Source organism: Paenibacillus sp. GbtcB18 (assembly GCF_019091125.1).
Lineage (GTDB): Bacteria > Bacillota > Bacilli > Paenibacillales > NBRC-103111 > Paenibacillus_F > Paenibacillus_F chitinolyticus.
In genome coordinates, this window is record NZ_JAGXJX010000001.1 from 890,560 (window position 1) to 906,658 (window position 16,099).

Sequence of the window (16,099 nt, forward strand, 5' to 3'; positions counted from 1 at the left end):
CGCCAGGTCGCCCGCGCCAGGTCGCCCGCGCCAGGTCGCCCGCTCTATCCGCCGGCGTACTCGCTGCGGACGATCCGGACGTTCTCGTCGTGGCAGCCGTCCGTAAAGGCGGAGCGGTAAGCGTGCGAGTCCCGGAGCGCGAGCAGAGCGTCGCCGTCGTCAGCCTGAACGGCCGCGATCAGGCTTGCGAGGTAGCGGTCCGCGAGCTCCAGTCGGCGTTCCATTTCGGGGACGTCCCCGGTCGCCTCCCCGTGGCCGGGGACGAGCAGCTCCAAGTTATGGGCGCCGTAAATGTGCCGGACCGTGTCCAATGTCCCTTCATACGCTTTGGCGCTGTCATAAATGAAAGGAAGCTCGAAGTCCGACAAATAATCCCCCGCAATCAGTACGCCTAACGGCTCGACCACGGTCATCAGCCCGTCAGCCGTATGACCGGGCGCGAGATAGAAAGTCAGGCGGGTTTCCCCGAGCTGGAACACCTGGCCGTTTCCGGCCGCTGCGATATCAACATGCGGAAACTCCACAGGATAGCCTCTGTCGATATAGTGGCCGGCATCGAACGAAGTGATGAGGGCCAGCTTGTTTTCTTTGTCCGGGTGGTCGCGCAGTCCCTCGCTTCCGATCGTGACTGCTCCCGGGAACGCCTTATATCCGATGATATGGTCGAAATCGCCGTGGGTAAACAGCACATAAACCAGCCGGTCGCCCCGCACAGCTTCGACATGCTGCCGGATTTCTTCGATCTCCCGGGGCAGCCAGTTCGGATCGGCGATCAAGACAAGATCGTCTGTCACGATTACGGTCGAGGTTGTTTTGTACAACATGCTTTGAAAAACGGTTACCTGTTCGCTCTGGTATTGGATCATACGTTTCAAGATCTCCTTGCTTTATGGACGATTTACGCCCGGCATTTATGAGAAATTGTAGCATCCAAAGAAGGAGAAAGAAACCGGGGGAGCTTACTTTTTGGAAGCTCCCTTTTATTCACCGCCGGATGAAAAAAGATACCGCTTACTTGCGAAATGAGTTATGCTAGGAACATGATGAACTTTCTCAACGAATGGAAAACCCAACTGCTTCAATACAGCCGGAACATTCGTCTTTTTTTCGTGTTTATTTTCGTGTGGAATACGGGTCTCGGCATGTTCGGGCTCGTGTACAATTTGTACGTCCGCGCTCTGGGCTACGATCAGACGATGGTTGGACAGTTGGTCGGGATGACGGCCATAGCATCCGCAATCATATTAATCCCGGCAGGAATCATGAACGACAGATTCGGGCCCAAGCGGATCGTATCCGCCGGTCTCTTTTTTGTGCTGCTGGCACTCACCGCCCGCTCTCTTTTCGAGTTTAAAAACGCCCTGCTCATTACTTCGTTTCTCGGGGGAATGTCGCAGGCGGTCGTATCGGCTACGATTATTCCTTTTATGGCCAACAATTCGACACCCCGGCAGCGGGTGCACTTGTTCAGTTTCAACATGGCGCTGGGTATGTTCGCAAGCGTGGCGGGAAACATGCTGGGCGGCGTTTTGACGGATATGTTCCATTTTGCCTTCGGCATCTCGGAAGTGCTCAGCTTGAGAACGACTTTGCTGATCGGCGTCGGGACGATGGCGCTCGGACTCATTCCCGTGCTCTTGTATACATCGGAAGAAGCCGGAGAAAAAGACGAAAGGGAAGATGAAAGGACCGGCTCTAAACCCGGCTGGCGGCAAACGGCATCCAAGCATAAATCTTCGCTCCAGATTATCGCGCTGTTTGCGTTTCTGAGCTTGCTGTCCTCGACGGCGGGCGGGATGATTGTGCCTTATTTGAACGTCTATTTCGAGGATAGGTTTCATGCCTCCAAAACGATGATCGGCTTCACTGTATCGCTGGGGCAAGGGGCGACCGCGCTCGCTTTTCTGCTCGGCCCCGCCATTGCGCGCAAAATCGGCGAAGCGAGAGCGGTCGTCCTGCTCCAATTAAGCTCGATTCCTTTTCTGCTGATTACGGCATACTCGTCTAATTTTACGCTCGCCAGCGTAGGATACTTGTTCAGACAGGCGCTTATGAATGCGGCGAATCCTTTTTACAGCACGATCAAAATGAAGTACGTCGACCGCTCGATGCGGGGACTTGCGTCCAGCTCCGGGGAAGCAATGTTCAATCTGGGCTGGTTTCTGGCCTCTCCCGTCAGCATGGGACTTGTGGCGACGTACGGGTCTTACTACGGCTACGCCTACGCTTTCAGCATTACGGCCGTCGTTTATACCGTAATATGCATTCTTTTTCACGTGTTCTTCGGCAAAGAACGCTTCAAGCCGGCGGAGGAAGCCGAGCAGGCAGCGGGTTAACAGCCGATTTGAGCGGGATGCTTCCGAAAGGAAGTGTCCCGTTTTTTATTCCATGTCTTGATTGCCAAGGATTGACAGAAATAAAAGGGATAGCTATAATCATAACATACTAATATTATCGGTTTAATCAGATATCGACCAGGTCACTGGAGATACGGTCTTTCCCGGAGGAAAGCTGTGTCTCCTTTTTTTATGGGACAGGGAGGCCTTGCACCGGGAAAGGCGGCTGAGTGGGACTTAAACTTAATGAAATGGAGAGGACTTATGATTTCATCCAGACGTCATGTTCACAAGGCAGTTCTGACTGCACTTATTTTCGCGATATTGTCCGGCTGCGGGGGGAACGCGGGAAATACCGGCAGCGCAATCCCTCCGGCCTCTGAAAACGGAACAGCCGGGCAGCCGTCCGCCGTTCAAGGCGGCACGTTTACGTACGCGCTCGCCGGATCGCCGTCCGGACTCGATCCTAATGTAGTGCCCGCCGCACTCGATTACCGGGTGATGCGCTCCATTTACGACAGTCTTGTCGTCCAACTGCCCGACCAGTCCATCAAACCGTGGCTTGCCGAGGAGTGGACGATCTCACCCGACGGTAAAGAGTATACGTTCAAGCTGCGCAAGGACGTGAAGTTCCATGACGGAACGCCTTTTAATGCGGTTGCCGTTAAAGCGAATTTCGACCGGATCGTGAATCCGGCTACAAAATCCCGGTTCGCCGTTACCCTGCTGGGTCCTTATGAATCGTCCGAAGCGGTTGACGAATACACCGTAAAGGTGCGGCTGAAGTCGCCTTACAGCGCGTTTCTGAGTTCGCTCAGCCAAGCTTTTCTCGGAATCGTTTCACCGGCGGCCGCCGAGAAATACAAGGACCAGCTCACCAAAAACCCCGTCGGCACCGGCCCTTTCAAATTCGTGAGCTGGACCGAGAATTCGGCCGTCACGCTGCAGCGCAATCCCGACTACAAATGGGCGCCGGAACTTGCGGCCAATAAAGGCGCACCGTACATAGACAAGCTCGTATTCAAAATTATTCCGGAAGAGGCGACCCGGATCGGCAGCGTCCAAAGCGGGCAGGTTTCGGCCGCAGAGACGGTGCCTCCTCAAAATTTCGTCTCTTTGAAGAAGGACCCGAACGTGCAGCTTTTCCAGGCGGAGTCTTCGGGCATTCCCTACACGCTGATGCTCAATCAGGATCATGCGCCTTGGAACGAGCTGGAGGCCCGGAAGGCCGTCCAACTGTCGATCGACTTCGATGCCATCGTCAAGACTTTGTATCTGGGCGCTTATACGCGGGCCTGGTCACCGCTGACTCCGTCCGTGCTTGGCTATAATGCCTCCTTGGAAGGAGCTCAGAAACCAGATCCGGACGAAGCGGGCCGCCTGCTTGACGGACTGGGCTGGATCAAGGGAGCGGACGGAATCCGTGAGAAAAACGGCAAAAAACTGACGATCCGTTATATCGACGCGTCGCCGAATAGGGAGAAGCGCAACGACATTGCGGCGATGATCCAGCAGCAGCTAAAAAAAACCGGAATCGCCGTGGAAGTGGAAATTTTGGCCGATACGACGACAGCTCTGATGGTCAAGGGAACGAATGATCTGGTCGGCGTCAGCAATGTTTCGGGGGACCCGGACATTTTGCGGAGCTTTTTTCACACGAATGCCATCCCGAAAGACGGGAAGTGGGGGCACAACCATACTCACAAATCCGATCCGAAGGTAGACGCTTGGCTGGAAGAAGGGCTTAGAGAGCAGGACCCCAAAAAGCGGGCGGAGATTTACAAACAGGTTCAAGCGTATTTGATCGAAAATGCTTACGGATTCCCCGTGTACGTATTTCCGTACACCGTCGCAGCCGGGAAAAACGTGAACGGACTCAAATTCGATTCGCTGGGATATCCGTTATTTTACGATGTAAGTCTGAAAAAATCGTAACGGGGGGAAGCCGGATTGATTTACGCCCTTACAAGAAGACTGGTTTCTTCGCTGCTTGTCATAGGAGGCGCTTCGGTACTCGTCTTCATTATTCTGTACCTGCTGCCGGGCGATCCGGTGCTGATGATGCTGGCCGGTACGTCCGCCTCTGCGGAGACGGCAGCGAATCTGCGGCATCAGCTTGGCTTGGATCAGCCCGTGATCCGGCAATTTCTCGTCTATGCGGAAAATTTGCTGCGGGGGGATTTCGGGAAATCTCTCGTGAACGACGACCCGGTGCTCCCTAAAATTTTGGAGCAGTTTCCCGCAACGGCGCTGCTTACGGCAGCGGGCACCTTCCTGGCGGTTGTGACGGGAATCTGGCTTGGTGTGGTTTCGGCGGTTCATCGCAACAGCTTCATTGATTTTTTGGCCCGTATCGTGTCGCTGTTCGGAATCTCCATGCCGACCTTCTGGTCGGGCATCCTTCTGATTCTCGTTTTCTCCGTCCGACTGAACTGGTTTCCGGCCGTAGGCTCGGATGGGTGGGAGTCGCTTGTCCTGCCTGCGGCTGCTCTCGGGCTCGTCGGATCGGGTTTTATCGTGCGGATGGTGCGGAGCTCCATGCTTGAGGTGATGAACGAACCTTTTATTACCACCCTCCGTTCCAAAGGACTTAGCGAAAGAGTCGTCATGTACCGGCATGCGCTGCGCAGCGCTCTCATTCCGGCTCTTACCATGATCGGCATCCAGATCGGGGAACTTATGGCCGGGGCCGTCGTGATCGAAACGGTCTTTTCCAGACAGGGAATCGGCCGGCTCCTTGCGGGAGCCATTCTGTCCAAAGATCTTCCCGTCGTACAAGGCGTCGTTTTTTTTACCGCAATCGTGTATGTCCTTGTCAATGTGCTGGTGGACTTGTCCTATGTTTTCATTGATCCCAGAGTGAGAAGGGCCGTCTGATCCAGGCAGCCGTTAGAGAGACGCGTGAAAAAGGGGGAACGGTATGAAAACCGCAGCCGAAGTAAACTATGTGCCGGAACAGCTCACCCGGGAACGGAGCCGGGAACCGAAACAAAGCCGAAGAATACCGGGCTTTTTGCGCCAAGGGGATGTTCCGTATTATGCGGCGCTCTTAATCGTCTCGGCGATTGCGCTCAGCGCAGTCGTGCCGCAATGGCTGGCGCCTTATCCACCGGGGGAAATGAATGCGGACGCCCTGCTCCAGAAGCCGGGCGCCGCACACTGGTTCGGGACGGACTACTTCGGAAGGGATATGCTCAGTCTTCTCATCTACGGGGCCAGAGATTCACTTCTGATCGGCGTGGGCTCCGTTCTCATCGGCGGGACCGCAGGCTTGCTGATCGGCAGTCTGGCCGGTTACATCGGAGGCTTCGCGGATGGAATGCTGATGCGGATCATTGACGTGCTCATGGCGATACCGAGCTTGCTGCTGTCACTTGCCATTGCCGCCGCTTTGGGACCGAGTCTGCTTAACATTGTGCTGGCCGTCAGTGTGTCTCTGGTGCCCAAATTTGCCAGAGTTGTCCGCAGTCAGGTGATCGGCATTAAGAGCCGTCCCTATATCGCCGCATCCCGTTCGATCGGTGCGGGCGGGGGTCATATTTTCTTGAAGCATGTGCTACCTCATGTCTTTTCTCCGCTGCTCGTCATGGGAACGATAGGAATCGGATCGTCCATCCTGGTCGGCTCTGCGCTTAGTTTCCTGGGGCTGGGGGTGCTCAAGGAAATTCCGGACTGGGGAACGCTTCTTTCGCAGGGCAGAGGATATTTAACCGTCGCCTGGTGGAATGCGACTTTTCCGGGACTCGCGATTACGCTCCTGGTACTGGCCGTCAACCTGGTGGGAGACCGCTGGAGAGACGCGCTTGACCCCAAACAGCATGCAAAGTGAATGGGAGAAACACCCGGAGGGGAGGGGACGAACTTGGCAAAGCCGGTTCTGGAAATTGAGCGGTTGAAGGTGGAATTTACCAAAGATAACGAAAGTCTGACGGCGTTGTCTGAAGTCAGCCTGCATATAAGGCCCGGCGAGACGCTCTGCCTGGTCGGGGAGTCAGGCAGCGGCAAAACGATTTTGTCCAAAGCGATCCTCCGCCTCGTGGAATATGAGGGAGGACGCATCACGCACGGCACCATCCGGCTGGGCCAGGAAGATGTGACCCGGCGTCCGCAGAAGGGGATGGGCGCAATCCGAGGAAGGAAGGCCGCGATGGTTTTCCAGGAGCCCATGGCGGCGTTCGATCCGCTTTTTCCGGTCGGGAAGCAAATCGCGGAGGCGTATCTGCGGCATAACCGCAGCTCCTACAAGGAGGCGCTGAAACACGCGGCCCGGCTGCTCGGCAAAGTCGGCATCCCGGAGCCGGACCTGCGGATGAAGCAGTATCCGGGAGAGCTGTCCGGGGGAATGCTCCAAAGGGCGATGATTGCAATGGCCCTGTCCTGCGGTCCCGACCTGCTCATCGCCGACGAGCCGACAACGGCACTGGACGTAACGATCCAGTCGCAAATCCTGAACCTTCTGAAGGAGATCCAGAAGGAGTACGGCATGTCGATCCTGTTCGTCACGCACGATCTGGGCGTGGCGGCCGAGATCGCCGACCGTGTTGCCGTTCTGTACGCGGGCGGAATCGTCGAAGTCGGCGGGGCCGATACGTTGTTCCGGGCGCCGCTCCATCCTTACACGAAGGGGCTCATCGGCTCCGTCGCGGGTTTGGAGACTCCCCGGGGTTCCCGGCTTCCTTCCATTGAAGGAAGCATTCCCCCGCTGGCCGAGCCGCCGTCCGGCTGCCGCTTTCACCCCCGCTGCCCGCATGCCGTCCAGAGGTGCGCACAGTCCGCACCGCCTCTGGAGAAGATCGCGGGACGCGAGGCGGCGTGCTGGCTTGCCGGGGAACTCCGGCAGAAGGAGGATGCGCGAGCGGTGGAAGACTCGCCGGGCATCGTTCGGGAACGTGCGGAGTCCGAGACCGCCGTGATCCGGTCCGCAGCCGCCGTTTCCGCTCCGCGCGAGGAAAACGCCGCAGGCGAAGTCTCCGGCGCTGGGGTGCCGCTGTTTTCCGTACACGGCCTGCGGAAAACATACCGACTCGGGGGAGGGTTTCTTCGCCGGCCCAAGGGGTTGATCTATGCCGTCGACGACGTCACTTTCACGATCCGGGAGGGCGAGACGTTCGGGTTGGTCGGCGAATCCGGCAGCGGCAAATCGACTCTCGGCCGGACGCTTCTTCATCTGGAACCGCCTACGGAAGGCGAAGTTTTGTTTGCCGGCAAAGAGCTTTCCGCCATGTCCCCCTTAGAGCTGCGGAAGGCGAGAAAGCAGATGCAGGTCATTTTCCAGGACCCGTACGGCTCGCTCAATCCGCGCTGGACGGTCGGGCAGTGCATCGGCGAGCCCCTCGCCGTACACGGAACGCACCGGGGGAAGGAACGCGACGATAAAGTCGAGGAGCTGCTCGCTTCGGTCGGGCTGCCCGCTTCTGCGGGCAACAGGTATCCTCACGAATTTTCGGGAGGACAGCGTCAAAGGATCGGCATTGCCAGAGCGATGGCTCTGCAGCCCCGGTTTATTCTGGCAGATGAGGCCGTATCGGCGCTGGACGTATCGGTGCAGGCCCAGATTCTGAATCTGCTGCAGGAACTCCGGGAGAGGGAGAATCTCACGTATCTGTTTATCGGGCACGGCCTTCAGGCGGTCCGGCATATGTCCGATCGCATCGGCGTGATGTACCTCGGCAAGCTTGTGGAAACGGCCCCGAGCGATGAGCTGTTCCGCCATCCGGCCCATCCTTACACGGCCGCTCTGCTGGCGTCCGTCCCGAGGCGCGACCGCTTCGGCTCACGGGAGAGCATCCGGCTTGCGGGCGAAATTCCCTCCCCGGCCAATCCGCCGTCCGGCTGCCGATTTCACACGCGCTGCCCGGCGGCAACGGCTCTGTGCCGGGAAGTTCAGCCCGAATGGATCGAGGTCGGCCCGGCACATGCCGCAGCCTGCCACTATCCGCTGTAAGCTGTCTTCTACTAGAGGTTCTTAAGGTGAGGTGACGACATTGGGAGAAATTTTCCGGCTGGCTGGAGAAAACGACACCGGACAGCTTTTAACGCTTATTGAGGGGGCTTATCAGTCTATCCGGGACCTGAACATCGACTTTAGGGCGACCCGGGCCGATTATGACTTCGTCCGGACGAACAGCGTGGAGAATGCGTGCTACGTTCTGGAGCGAGACGGACGGATAAGCGCAACCCTTTCGGTGAAATACATGGAAGAAGTATCCGTGTACCCGTTCTTGTTTATGTTAGCCGTACACCCGGCGGAGCAGTCCCGAGGGGTGGGCAGCCGCCTGCTGCGATATGTCGAGGAAAAAATCGTGCGGGATACGCTTTTGTCGCCCGCTTCGACGCTCGCAACGTCCCGTAAGCATCCGTGGCTTCTTCCCTTTTACGAGCGGAAAGGCTACCAGCCCTTCTACGAGAGGGATCTTGGGACCGACGACAAACTGGTTTTCATGATCAAAAACCTTCGGAGCGGGTCCGGTGCGAACGGTGATGACTCCGTCCATTCGTCCGGCGAGGCGGGAGCGGAGCCGTATTCTTTTTCCGGGGATTTGAAGAAAATTTGAAGTGGAGGCATGTTAGGGTGAAAAAAAGACATCGGATTACTTGGCTGATTGTATGGGCCGCATTCATGACCGGTTTATCGGCCTGCGGGGCGCCTGCCGCCTCTCCGGCATCGTCGCCGAATCCGGGGGGAGAGCCCGGCAAAGGAGCGAACACCGGCGAAAAGACCGTGTACATCGGCATTGTGAACGCACCGATTACGCTCAGCCAGATTAACGATCAGGGCGACTCCGCCTCGGACAACGCGATTGCGCTCCTCAACGATTCGCTGCTGAATCTGAACGAGAAATTCGAATTTACTCCGAAGCTCGCGGAGTCCGTGGAGACGAAAGACAATCAAACCTTCGTCGTGGAGCTGAATCCATCTGCGAAATGGAATGACGGGAAGCCTTTTACGACGGCCGATGTCGCTTTTACGCTCCAGACCGCTCTGCACCCGAAAGTCGAGACGTACTTTAAGCTGAATTTTATCGAAGGGCTGAACAATGCGGGCAAGCTGGAGGAAGGGAAAACGGAAATCAGCGGCCTCAAAATCATAGACGATCGCACATTCGAAGTGCGGACGAAGACACCGGTCGATCCGCTTCTTTTCAAAGAACGGTTCGGAACGAAAGTATTTTTCCTGCCAAAGCACATCTTGAAAGACGTTCCCCCCGAACAGATCGCGACTCACCCCTACTTTCAGAAACCCGAAGTCACGATCGGGGCGTTCAAATTCGCCAATTTCGTAAAAGGCCAGTATGTGGAAGTAGTCAAAAATCCGAACTATTATTTGCCGCCGGCCAAGCTCGACAAGATCTTTATTAAAGTGCTTCCGGCCGCCAACTTGGTGGCGCAGCTTCAAACGGGCGAAATTCATATGAATTCGCTGCCTGTCGGTCTTATTCCGATCACGGAATACGAGAAAGTCAAGGCGCTGCCGAACGTGGAACTTACGACGAGCAATCCTTCCATTCCGCCCGAGCTCTTCTTCAACACGGCGACTATCGGCGATGCCCGCGTGCGCCAGGCCGTCGCTTATGCGATCAACCGCAAGCTTATTGTCGATCAGCTTTTGAAAGGCCAGGGCGAAGTGATTGACGGCGGCATTCCGAGCTATCACCCCAATTTCAACAAAGACATCCAGACCTACCCCTACGATCCGGACAAGGCGAAAAAGCTGCTCCAGGAGGCGAAATGGGACACGAGCAAGCCTATCCGATTCCTGATTCCGGTGGGCAATAAAGTGCGCGAACAGGCGGCGGATATTCTGGTCCAGAATTTGCAGGCCGTCGGTTTGAAGGTTCAGGTTCAGAAGTATGACTTTGCCACGCTGATCCAGAAGGTGCGCAAAAAAGAGTTTGATCTTACTATTTTCAACCGGGACTTTTATATTGAACCGAGCTCGTATTTCACTTTGTACAAAAGCGACAGCGCGAGCAATTATTACAGCTACAATAATCCGAAGGTAGATGAACTGATTACGAAAGGGGAAACGGAATCCGATCCGGCGAAGCGGCGGCAGATCTACAACGAGCTGCAGGCGGTCATCCATGAGGATGTGCCTACGCTCGCGGTTTACTCGGAGAAGCGTCTGCTTGCCGTATCCAAAGACGTTCTGGTCGGAAGACCCCGCGATATCGGGATGTACAACAATACAAACGAGTGGGATTTGAAAAAATAGAAAGGCGTGAGGCAGATGGGAAAGCGGGACTTGGTGGAGTGGCTGGACGGTCATGCGGAAAAATTCGAAGAGCTTGCGCTGAGAATCTGGGAACAGCCTGAAGTCGCTTATACGGAGGCGTACGCCTCGCAGCTGCAAGCCGCCGTGCTGCGGGAAGCGGGATTCACGCTCCGCTCGGGTATCGGGGGTGTCGCGACGGCGTTCGTTGCCGAGTTCGGCAGTGGAAAGCCGGTTATCGGCATCCTCGGAGAATACGACGCGCTGCCCGGTTTGTCGCAGAAGGTGAGCGCCGTACGGGAAGCCCTCGTACCGGGCGGACCCGGACACGGATGCGGACATAACCTGCTCGGCACGGCCGGCGTGGCCGCCGCCGTTGCTTTGAGCCGCCGCATCCGTGAAGAGAAGCTTCCGGGTACGATCCGGTACTACGGCTGCCCGGCCGAAGAGGTCATCTCGGGCAAGACGTTCATGGCCCGGGAAGGCGTGTTCGATGACCTGGACACGGCGCTCACATGGCATCCCGGCAGCAACAACATGCCGTGGAACGTGCCGACGGCGGCTCTTACGTCCGTCGAGTTTTCTTTCAAAGGCCGGGCGTCTCATGCGGGAAGCTTCCCGCATTTGGGCCGCAGCGCGCTGGATGCCGTGGAGCTGACGAACGTCGGCGCCAATTATTTGCGGGAGCACGTGGCGGACGGTTCGCGGATTCAGTACACGATCACGAACGGCGGACAGGCTCCGAATATCGTGCCGGAAGATGCGAGTGTCTGGTACTTCCTGCGGGGCTCCGGCCGGGATCACGTCGACGAGCTGCTCCGGCGTCTCCAGAACATCGCCCGCGGAGCCGCTCTGATGACGGAAACCGAGGTGACGTGGGAGATTAAGGCGGGCGCCTACGATCTGAACGTCAACCATACGCTCAACGATCTGCTTTATCGCCAGAAGGACGAGGCGGGTCCGCTTTCGTTCACGGATGAAGATATCCGTCTGGCCGCCGCCCTTGCGGATACGCTGCCTCCCGATATCCGGGAATCGTCGCTTAAGCGGGGGGAAGAGCTGGGGCTTCCCGCCGGGGAACTGCTGCCGGCCGGGTTTGTGAACGTGAAGCCGGCGCCCAAAACCTACGGCGGAGGCTCGACAGACGTCGGCGACGTCTCGTGGATTACGCCCGTCGGGCAGATCATTACCACGTGCGCGCCGTTTGGCGTGCAAGTGCATACGTGGCAGGCCACAGCGTCCTTCGGCTCGCCGATCGGCCTCAAAGGCATGCACCTTGCCTCCAAGCTCTTGGCACTCGGGGCCTACGAGCTGCTGACGGACGGCGGGGTGCTGCTTGCCGAGGCCAAGGCGGAGTTCCTACGCGCCACGAAAGGCCGCAGGTACGTGCCTGGCATCCCAAGTGACGTTCAAGCGCCCGTGCTTGTTTAAAGACTGTCGTGCGCAAGGCGCTGTGCAAGTCGTACGAATGCGGCTGTTCCGCCGTATGCGATTGATCGCCGTTTTGCGGCGCGGTCGTTACCACGGGAAGTTCTTGCTCGCGATAACGGCGAAATTTCGATAGAGGAGAGGTGAATGTATGCTGCCCGTGCTGGAAATCCATCGTCTTCAGACCGTTTTCAAGACGGGACAAGAAGAAGTAACGGCCGTAGATGAAGTCAGTTTTCAGCTTCTGCCCGGCGAAACGGTCGGGATTGTCGGCGAGTCCGGCAGCGGCAAAAGCGTGACGGCCCTTTCGGTCATGAGACTGCTCGGCAGAAGCGGCCGCATAGAGAAAGGGGATATCTTCTTCCAGGGAAGCAACTTGGCGCTGTCGTCGGATCCGGAGCTGAGACAGCTTCGGGGGCGGGACATGTCGATGATTTTTCAGGAGCCGATGAGTTCGCTTAATCCGGTTTTTACGATCGGAGAACAGCTTCTGGAAGTCATCCGGCGGCATATGGATTTCTCCCGCAAAGAAGCGCGGACCTATGCCATTGAAATGCTCGGAAAAGTAGGACTTCCCCGCGCCGAAGTCCTGATGAAATCGTACCCTCACGCGTTGTCCGGCGGCATGCGCCAGAGGGTCATGATTGCGATGGCGCTCGCCTGCAAGCCGAAGCTGTTGATTGCCGACGAGCCGACTACGGCGCTGGATGTGACCATCCAGGCTCAAATTCTGGAGCTGATGAAGCAGCTTCGCGAAGAGAGCGGGGCCGCCATTCTGCTGATCACGCACGATCTGGGTGTCGTCGCCGAGATGGCGGACCGGGTCGTAGTGATGTATGCGGGCCAAATTGTGGAGGAGGCGGATGTTTTTACGCTGTTCAGCGAGCCGCTGCATCCGTATACAAGAGGGCTGCTTGGCTCCATGCCGAGAATTAGCGGAGACGGCGGACAACTGGAGGCGATCCCGGGGACGGTGCCTTCCCTGAACCGCATGCCGGAAGGCTGCCGGTTTCATGCCCGGTGCGCGTGGGCTTCCGCCGTATGCACGCAAGAGCAGCCGGAACTCACCACTCTGGAGGGAGGCCGCCGGGTCCGGTGCTGGGTCTCTCAGGTGGAGGGCAGACTGCCCGAAAAGCCGGGCCGCAAGGAGGCTGCCTTATGAGCGTCCGTCCTGAAGTTCCTGCGGCGGACGATGCGCCTCTTCTTCAAGTCGAGCATCTTAAAACGTATTATCCCGTCAAAAGCGGCATTTTCTCGCGAACGACAGGTTATATCCGGGCAGTGGACGATGTAAGCCTGACTATCCGCAAAGGGGAGACGCTGGGCCTTGTGGGAGAATCGGGCTGCGGTAAATCGACGATCGGCCGTTCTATCGTGCGGCTGGAAAACCCGACTTCCGGGCGGATTCTTTTTCGGGACGAGGATATTACGACCAAGACCCGGAGGCAATTAAAGCCGGTAAGGACGCGGCTGCAAATTATTTTCCAAGATCCGTACTCCTCCCTGAATCCCCGCAAAAGAGTAAGCGAGCTGCTGTCCGAGCCGTTTATCGCCCACAAGCTTGCGGATAAAAAAGACATTCCCGCGCGCGTCGGCCGTCTCCTGGAACTGGTAGGGCTGCCCCGCGGTTCGGGAAACCGGTTCCCGCATGAGTTCTCGGGAGGGCAGAGGCAGAGAATCGGCATCGCCAGAGCGATTTCGTTCGAACCGGAGCTAATCGTGTGCGATGAGCCGGTTTCCGCGCTCGACGTGTCGATCCAGGCCCAGATTCTGAACCTGCTCGGCGATCTGCAGAAGGAATTGAAGCTGACCTATTTGTTCATCGCTCACGGGATCGGGGCGGTCAAGTACATCAGCACCCGAATCGCGGTCATGTATCTGGGCAAAATCGTTGAAATCGGAAACAAAGAGGAACTATTCCGGAATCCGAAGCATCCGTATACCCGGATTTTGCTGAATGCTTATCCGCCGCCGGACCCGGAAGCGCGTTCGGCGGGCCGGCTCTTGATCCGCGGCGATGTGCCGAGTCCGGAACACCCGCCATCCGGCTGCCGGTTTCATACGCGCTGCCCGTATGTCCGGGACTTGTGCAGAACGGCCGAGCCGCCGCTGGGCGCCGAAGCTCATGCCGCCGCCTGTCATTTTCCGCTGGACGGACCGGCAGATCACCCCTTTTGAAAGAAGAGGATAACGAGCCGATGGCAAGAGAAAGGAGGGAGCCTCGCTTATGCTTCCGTATGCGATCCGGCGGATTCTGATTGCCGTTCCTGTCTTGTTCGGCATCACGGTCATTAATTTCTTCCTGATCAACATGGCTCCGGGTAATCCGGTCGATATGCTTATCGATCCGACGATGCCCAAGGAGCTGCTCGACGCGCGCAAAGAACTGCTGGGCCTTAACGATCCGCTGTGGATGCAGTATGCCAAGTGGCTCGGCGGCCTGCTTCGCGGAGAACTGGGGTATTCGTTCAGCTCTTACGCCCCCGTAAGCACTCTGATCGCCGAAAGACTGGGGCCCACGCTGGGACTTGCGGCGGCATCGCTGGCTCTCGGTCTACTGATCGCCGTTCCCGTCGGCATTATTAGCGCGGTCCGGCAAAATACGAAATTTGATTATTTCATGACGGGCCTGTCCTTTATCGGGACTTCGATCCCGCAGTTTTTTTTCGGGCTCAGCCTAATTTATATTTTTGCCGTCCAGTTAAAAATTTTGCCGACGGGAGGCATGTACACGCTGGGAGCCGGCGGGGGCGCCTGGGATCTGATCCGCCATATGATTCTTCCGGTCTTTGTGCTCGGCGTTTTTATCGCGGGCAAGAAGGTCCGGTACGTGAGGGCGAGCATGCTTGACGTGCTGAAGCAGGATTATTTGCGGACCGCCCGGGCCAAAGGGCTGCATCCTTTTATCGTCACGAACAAGCATGCGCTCCGGAACGCGCTGATCCCGATGATTACCGTCATCGCGATGGAAATCCCTCTTCTGCTCGGAGGAAGCATTCTGATCGAGCAAATTTTCCAGTGGCCGGGGATCGGCCAGTTAACCATTCAATCGATCCTATCCAGAGATTATCCCACCCTCATGGGGCTGAATCTGGCGGCGGCTTGTATCGTACTGGCAACGAATTTGTTGACCGATCTTCTGTACTCCGCAGCGGATCCGCGCATTCGTTACAATGGATAGGAGGTGGAAGCTGTGGCACTGACCGAATGGAAACTGGGCGAAACGAATTTCAGCAGCGGCACGGCAGAGACGGAAGCCGAGCCCGATTCGCCGCGGCCGTGGCGGCAAGCTTTAGGGAAGTTCAAGCGGCACAAGCTGGCCGCAGCCGGATCAGTCGTGACTCTGCTGCTGATCGCCGCGGCTCTGCTTGCTCCGGTTATCGTCCCGTATGATCCGAAGGAAGTGACGGGCGTCTTCTCGGCGGCCCCTTCCGCGGAGCATTGGCTGGGTACGGACCAGGTCGGGCGCGATGTATTCAGCCGATTGGTTTATGCGACCCGCGTTTCACTGATCGTCGGTTTCGCTTCGGTATTTCTGTATGTGACTTTCGGGACGCTGGTCGGTCTGGTTTCGGGTTACTTCGGAGGCTGGCTGGATATGGCGATCATGCGGATAACGGACATGTTCATGGCGTTCCCGTTTCTGATGGTCATCCTGGTCGTCGTAGCCGTACTGGGCTCGGACATGCGCACGATCATTCTCGTTCTGGCTTTATTCTCGTGGCCGGGCGTCGCACGTCTGGTCAGGGGAAGCGTCCTGACGATCAAACGGCTGGATTATGTCAGGGCAGGCGTAGCCTTAGGCTACAGCACACCCCGTATCCTGCTGCAGCATATCCTTCCGAACGCGGCCGGCCCCGTTATCGTCCAAGCTACGTTCGGCATTGCTTCCGCCATTATGAGCGAGGCGGGACTCAGCTTCCTGGGCATGGGCGTCCAGCCGCCGACCGCCAGTTGGGGCAATATGCTCACGGACGCCCAGTCCCTGACGGTGCTGACGGAGCAGCCCTGGCTTTGGATTCCGCCGGGTGCGATGATTCTGCTCGTCGTTCTGAGCATAAACTTTGTCGGGGACGGACTGCGCGATGCCCTGGATTCCCAGCCGTAATCGAATATTTCCGCA

The 16,099-nt window shown here is 57.4% G+C and carries 13 protein-coding genes; 12 read left to right on the forward strand and 1 reads right to left on the reverse strand.

Going from position 1 to position 16,099, the window contains the following annotated elements:
- Positions 1-44: 44 nt before the first annotated feature.
- Positions 45-866, reverse strand: coding sequence for an MBL fold metallo-hydrolase (locus tag KVT34_RS04065; protein WP_217556806.1), 822 nt, complete (start codon positions 864-866; stop codon positions 45-47).
- 174 nt (positions 867-1,040) lie between these two features.
- Here KVT34_RS04065 and KVT34_RS04070 point away from each other — a divergent pair, with 174 nt between their 5' ends.
- The 12 genes from KVT34_RS04070 to opp4C all read left to right on the forward strand — a co-directional run bounded on the left by KVT34_RS04070 (position 1,041) and on the right by opp4C (position 16,084).
- Positions 1,041-2,336 (forward strand): MFS transporter, encoded by a 1,296-nt coding sequence (locus KVT34_RS04070; RefSeq protein ID WP_217556808.1) that lies wholly within the window; start codon positions 1,041-1,043, stop codon positions 2,334-2,336.
- Positions 2,337-2,600: 264 nt separating this feature from the next.
- Positions 2,601-4,271 (forward strand): ABC transporter substrate-binding protein, encoded by a 1,671-nt coding sequence (locus KVT34_RS04075; protein WP_217556809.1) that lies wholly within the window; start codon positions 2,601-2,603, stop codon positions 4,269-4,271.
- A 15-nt stretch (positions 4,272-4,286) separates the two neighbouring features.
- Entirely contained in the window at positions 4,287-5,213 is a 927-nt protein-coding gene (locus tag KVT34_RS04080; protein ID WP_217556810.1) for an ABC transporter permease, read from the forward strand.
- A gap of 43 nt (positions 5,214-5,256) precedes the next feature.
- Positions 5,257-6,165: an ABC transporter permease gene (locus tag KVT34_RS04085; protein WP_217556811.1), complete on the forward strand. Its 909-nt coding sequence runs from the start codon at positions 5,257-5,259 to the stop codon at positions 6,163-6,165.
- A gap of 33 nt (positions 6,166-6,198) precedes the next feature.
- Complete coding sequence (locus KVT34_RS04090) at positions 6,199-8,280, forward strand: ABC transporter ATP-binding protein (RefSeq protein WP_217556812.1); 2,082 nt, start codon at positions 6,199-6,201, stop codon at positions 8,278-8,280.
- A gap of 31 nt (positions 8,281-8,311) precedes the next feature.
- Entirely contained in the window at positions 8,312-8,890 is a 579-nt protein-coding gene (locus KVT34_RS04095; RefSeq protein ID WP_309244058.1) for a GNAT family N-acetyltransferase, read from the forward strand.
- A 17-nt stretch (positions 8,891-8,907) separates the two neighbouring features.
- A complete protein-coding gene (locus KVT34_RS04100; protein ID WP_309244059.1) occupies positions 8,908-10,551 on the forward strand; it encodes an ABC transporter substrate-binding protein in 1,644 nt (547 codons plus the stop codon).
- A gap of 15 nt (positions 10,552-10,566) precedes the next feature.
- Positions 10,567-11,979 carry an amidohydrolase gene (locus KVT34_RS04105; protein WP_217556813.1) on the forward strand — a complete coding sequence of 471 codons (1,413 nt, stop codon included), beginning with the start codon at positions 10,567-10,569 and terminating at the stop codon, positions 11,977-11,979.
- A gap of 148 nt (positions 11,980-12,127) precedes the next feature.
- Positions 12,128-13,138, forward strand: a complete 1,011-nt coding sequence (locus KVT34_RS04110) for an ABC transporter ATP-binding protein (RefSeq protein ID WP_217556815.1) — start codon at positions 12,128-12,130, stop codon at positions 13,136-13,138.
- Complete coding sequence (locus KVT34_RS04115) at positions 13,135-14,154, forward strand: ABC transporter ATP-binding protein (protein ID WP_217556817.1); 1,020 nt, start codon at positions 13,135-13,137, stop codon at positions 14,152-14,154. The genes KVT34_RS04110 and KVT34_RS04115 overlap by 4 nt, the downstream gene beginning before the upstream one ends.
- A gap of 49 nt (positions 14,155-14,203) precedes the next feature.
- A complete protein-coding gene (locus KVT34_RS04120; RefSeq protein WP_217556819.1) occupies positions 14,204-15,157 on the forward strand; it encodes an ABC transporter permease in 954 nt (317 codons plus the stop codon).
- 12 nt (positions 15,158-15,169) lie between these two features.
- A complete protein-coding gene (gene opp4C / locus KVT34_RS04125; protein ID WP_217556820.1) occupies positions 15,170-16,084 on the forward strand; it encodes an oligopeptide ABC transporter permease in 915 nt (304 codons plus the stop codon).
- Positions 16,085-16,099 lie beyond the last annotated feature (15 nt).

Bases quoted from the DNA above. Each gene is read 5' to 3' on its own strand.
- KVT34_RS04065 (WP_217556806.1), bottom strand. From the start codon at position 866: ATGATCCAATACCAGAGCGAACAGGTAACCGTTTTTCAAAGCATGTTG.
- KVT34_RS04105 (WP_217556813.1), top strand. From the start codon at position 10,567: ATGGGAAAGCGGGACTTGGTGGAGTGGCTGGACGGTCATGCGGAAAAA.
- KVT34_RS04120 (WP_217556819.1), top strand. From the start codon at position 14,204: ATGCTTCCGTATGCGATCCGGCGGATTCTGATTGCCGTTCCTGTCTTG.
- KVT34_RS04070 (WP_217556808.1), top strand. From the start codon at position 1,041: ATGATGAACTTTCTCAACGAATGGAAAACCCAACTGCTTCAATACAGC.
- KVT34_RS04085 (WP_217556811.1), top strand. From the start codon at position 5,257: ATGAAAACCGCAGCCGAAGTAAACTATGTGCCGGAACAGCTCACCCGG.
- KVT34_RS04115 (WP_217556817.1), top strand. From the start codon at position 13,135: ATGAGCGTCCGTCCTGAAGTTCCTGCGGCGGACGATGCGCCTCTTCTT.
- KVT34_RS04110 (WP_217556815.1), top strand. From the start codon at position 12,128: ATGCTGCCCGTGCTGGAAATCCATCGTCTTCAGACCGTTTTCAAGACG.
- KVT34_RS04075 (WP_217556809.1), top strand. From the start codon at position 2,601: ATGATTTCATCCAGACGTCATGTTCACAAGGCAGTTCTGACTGCACTT.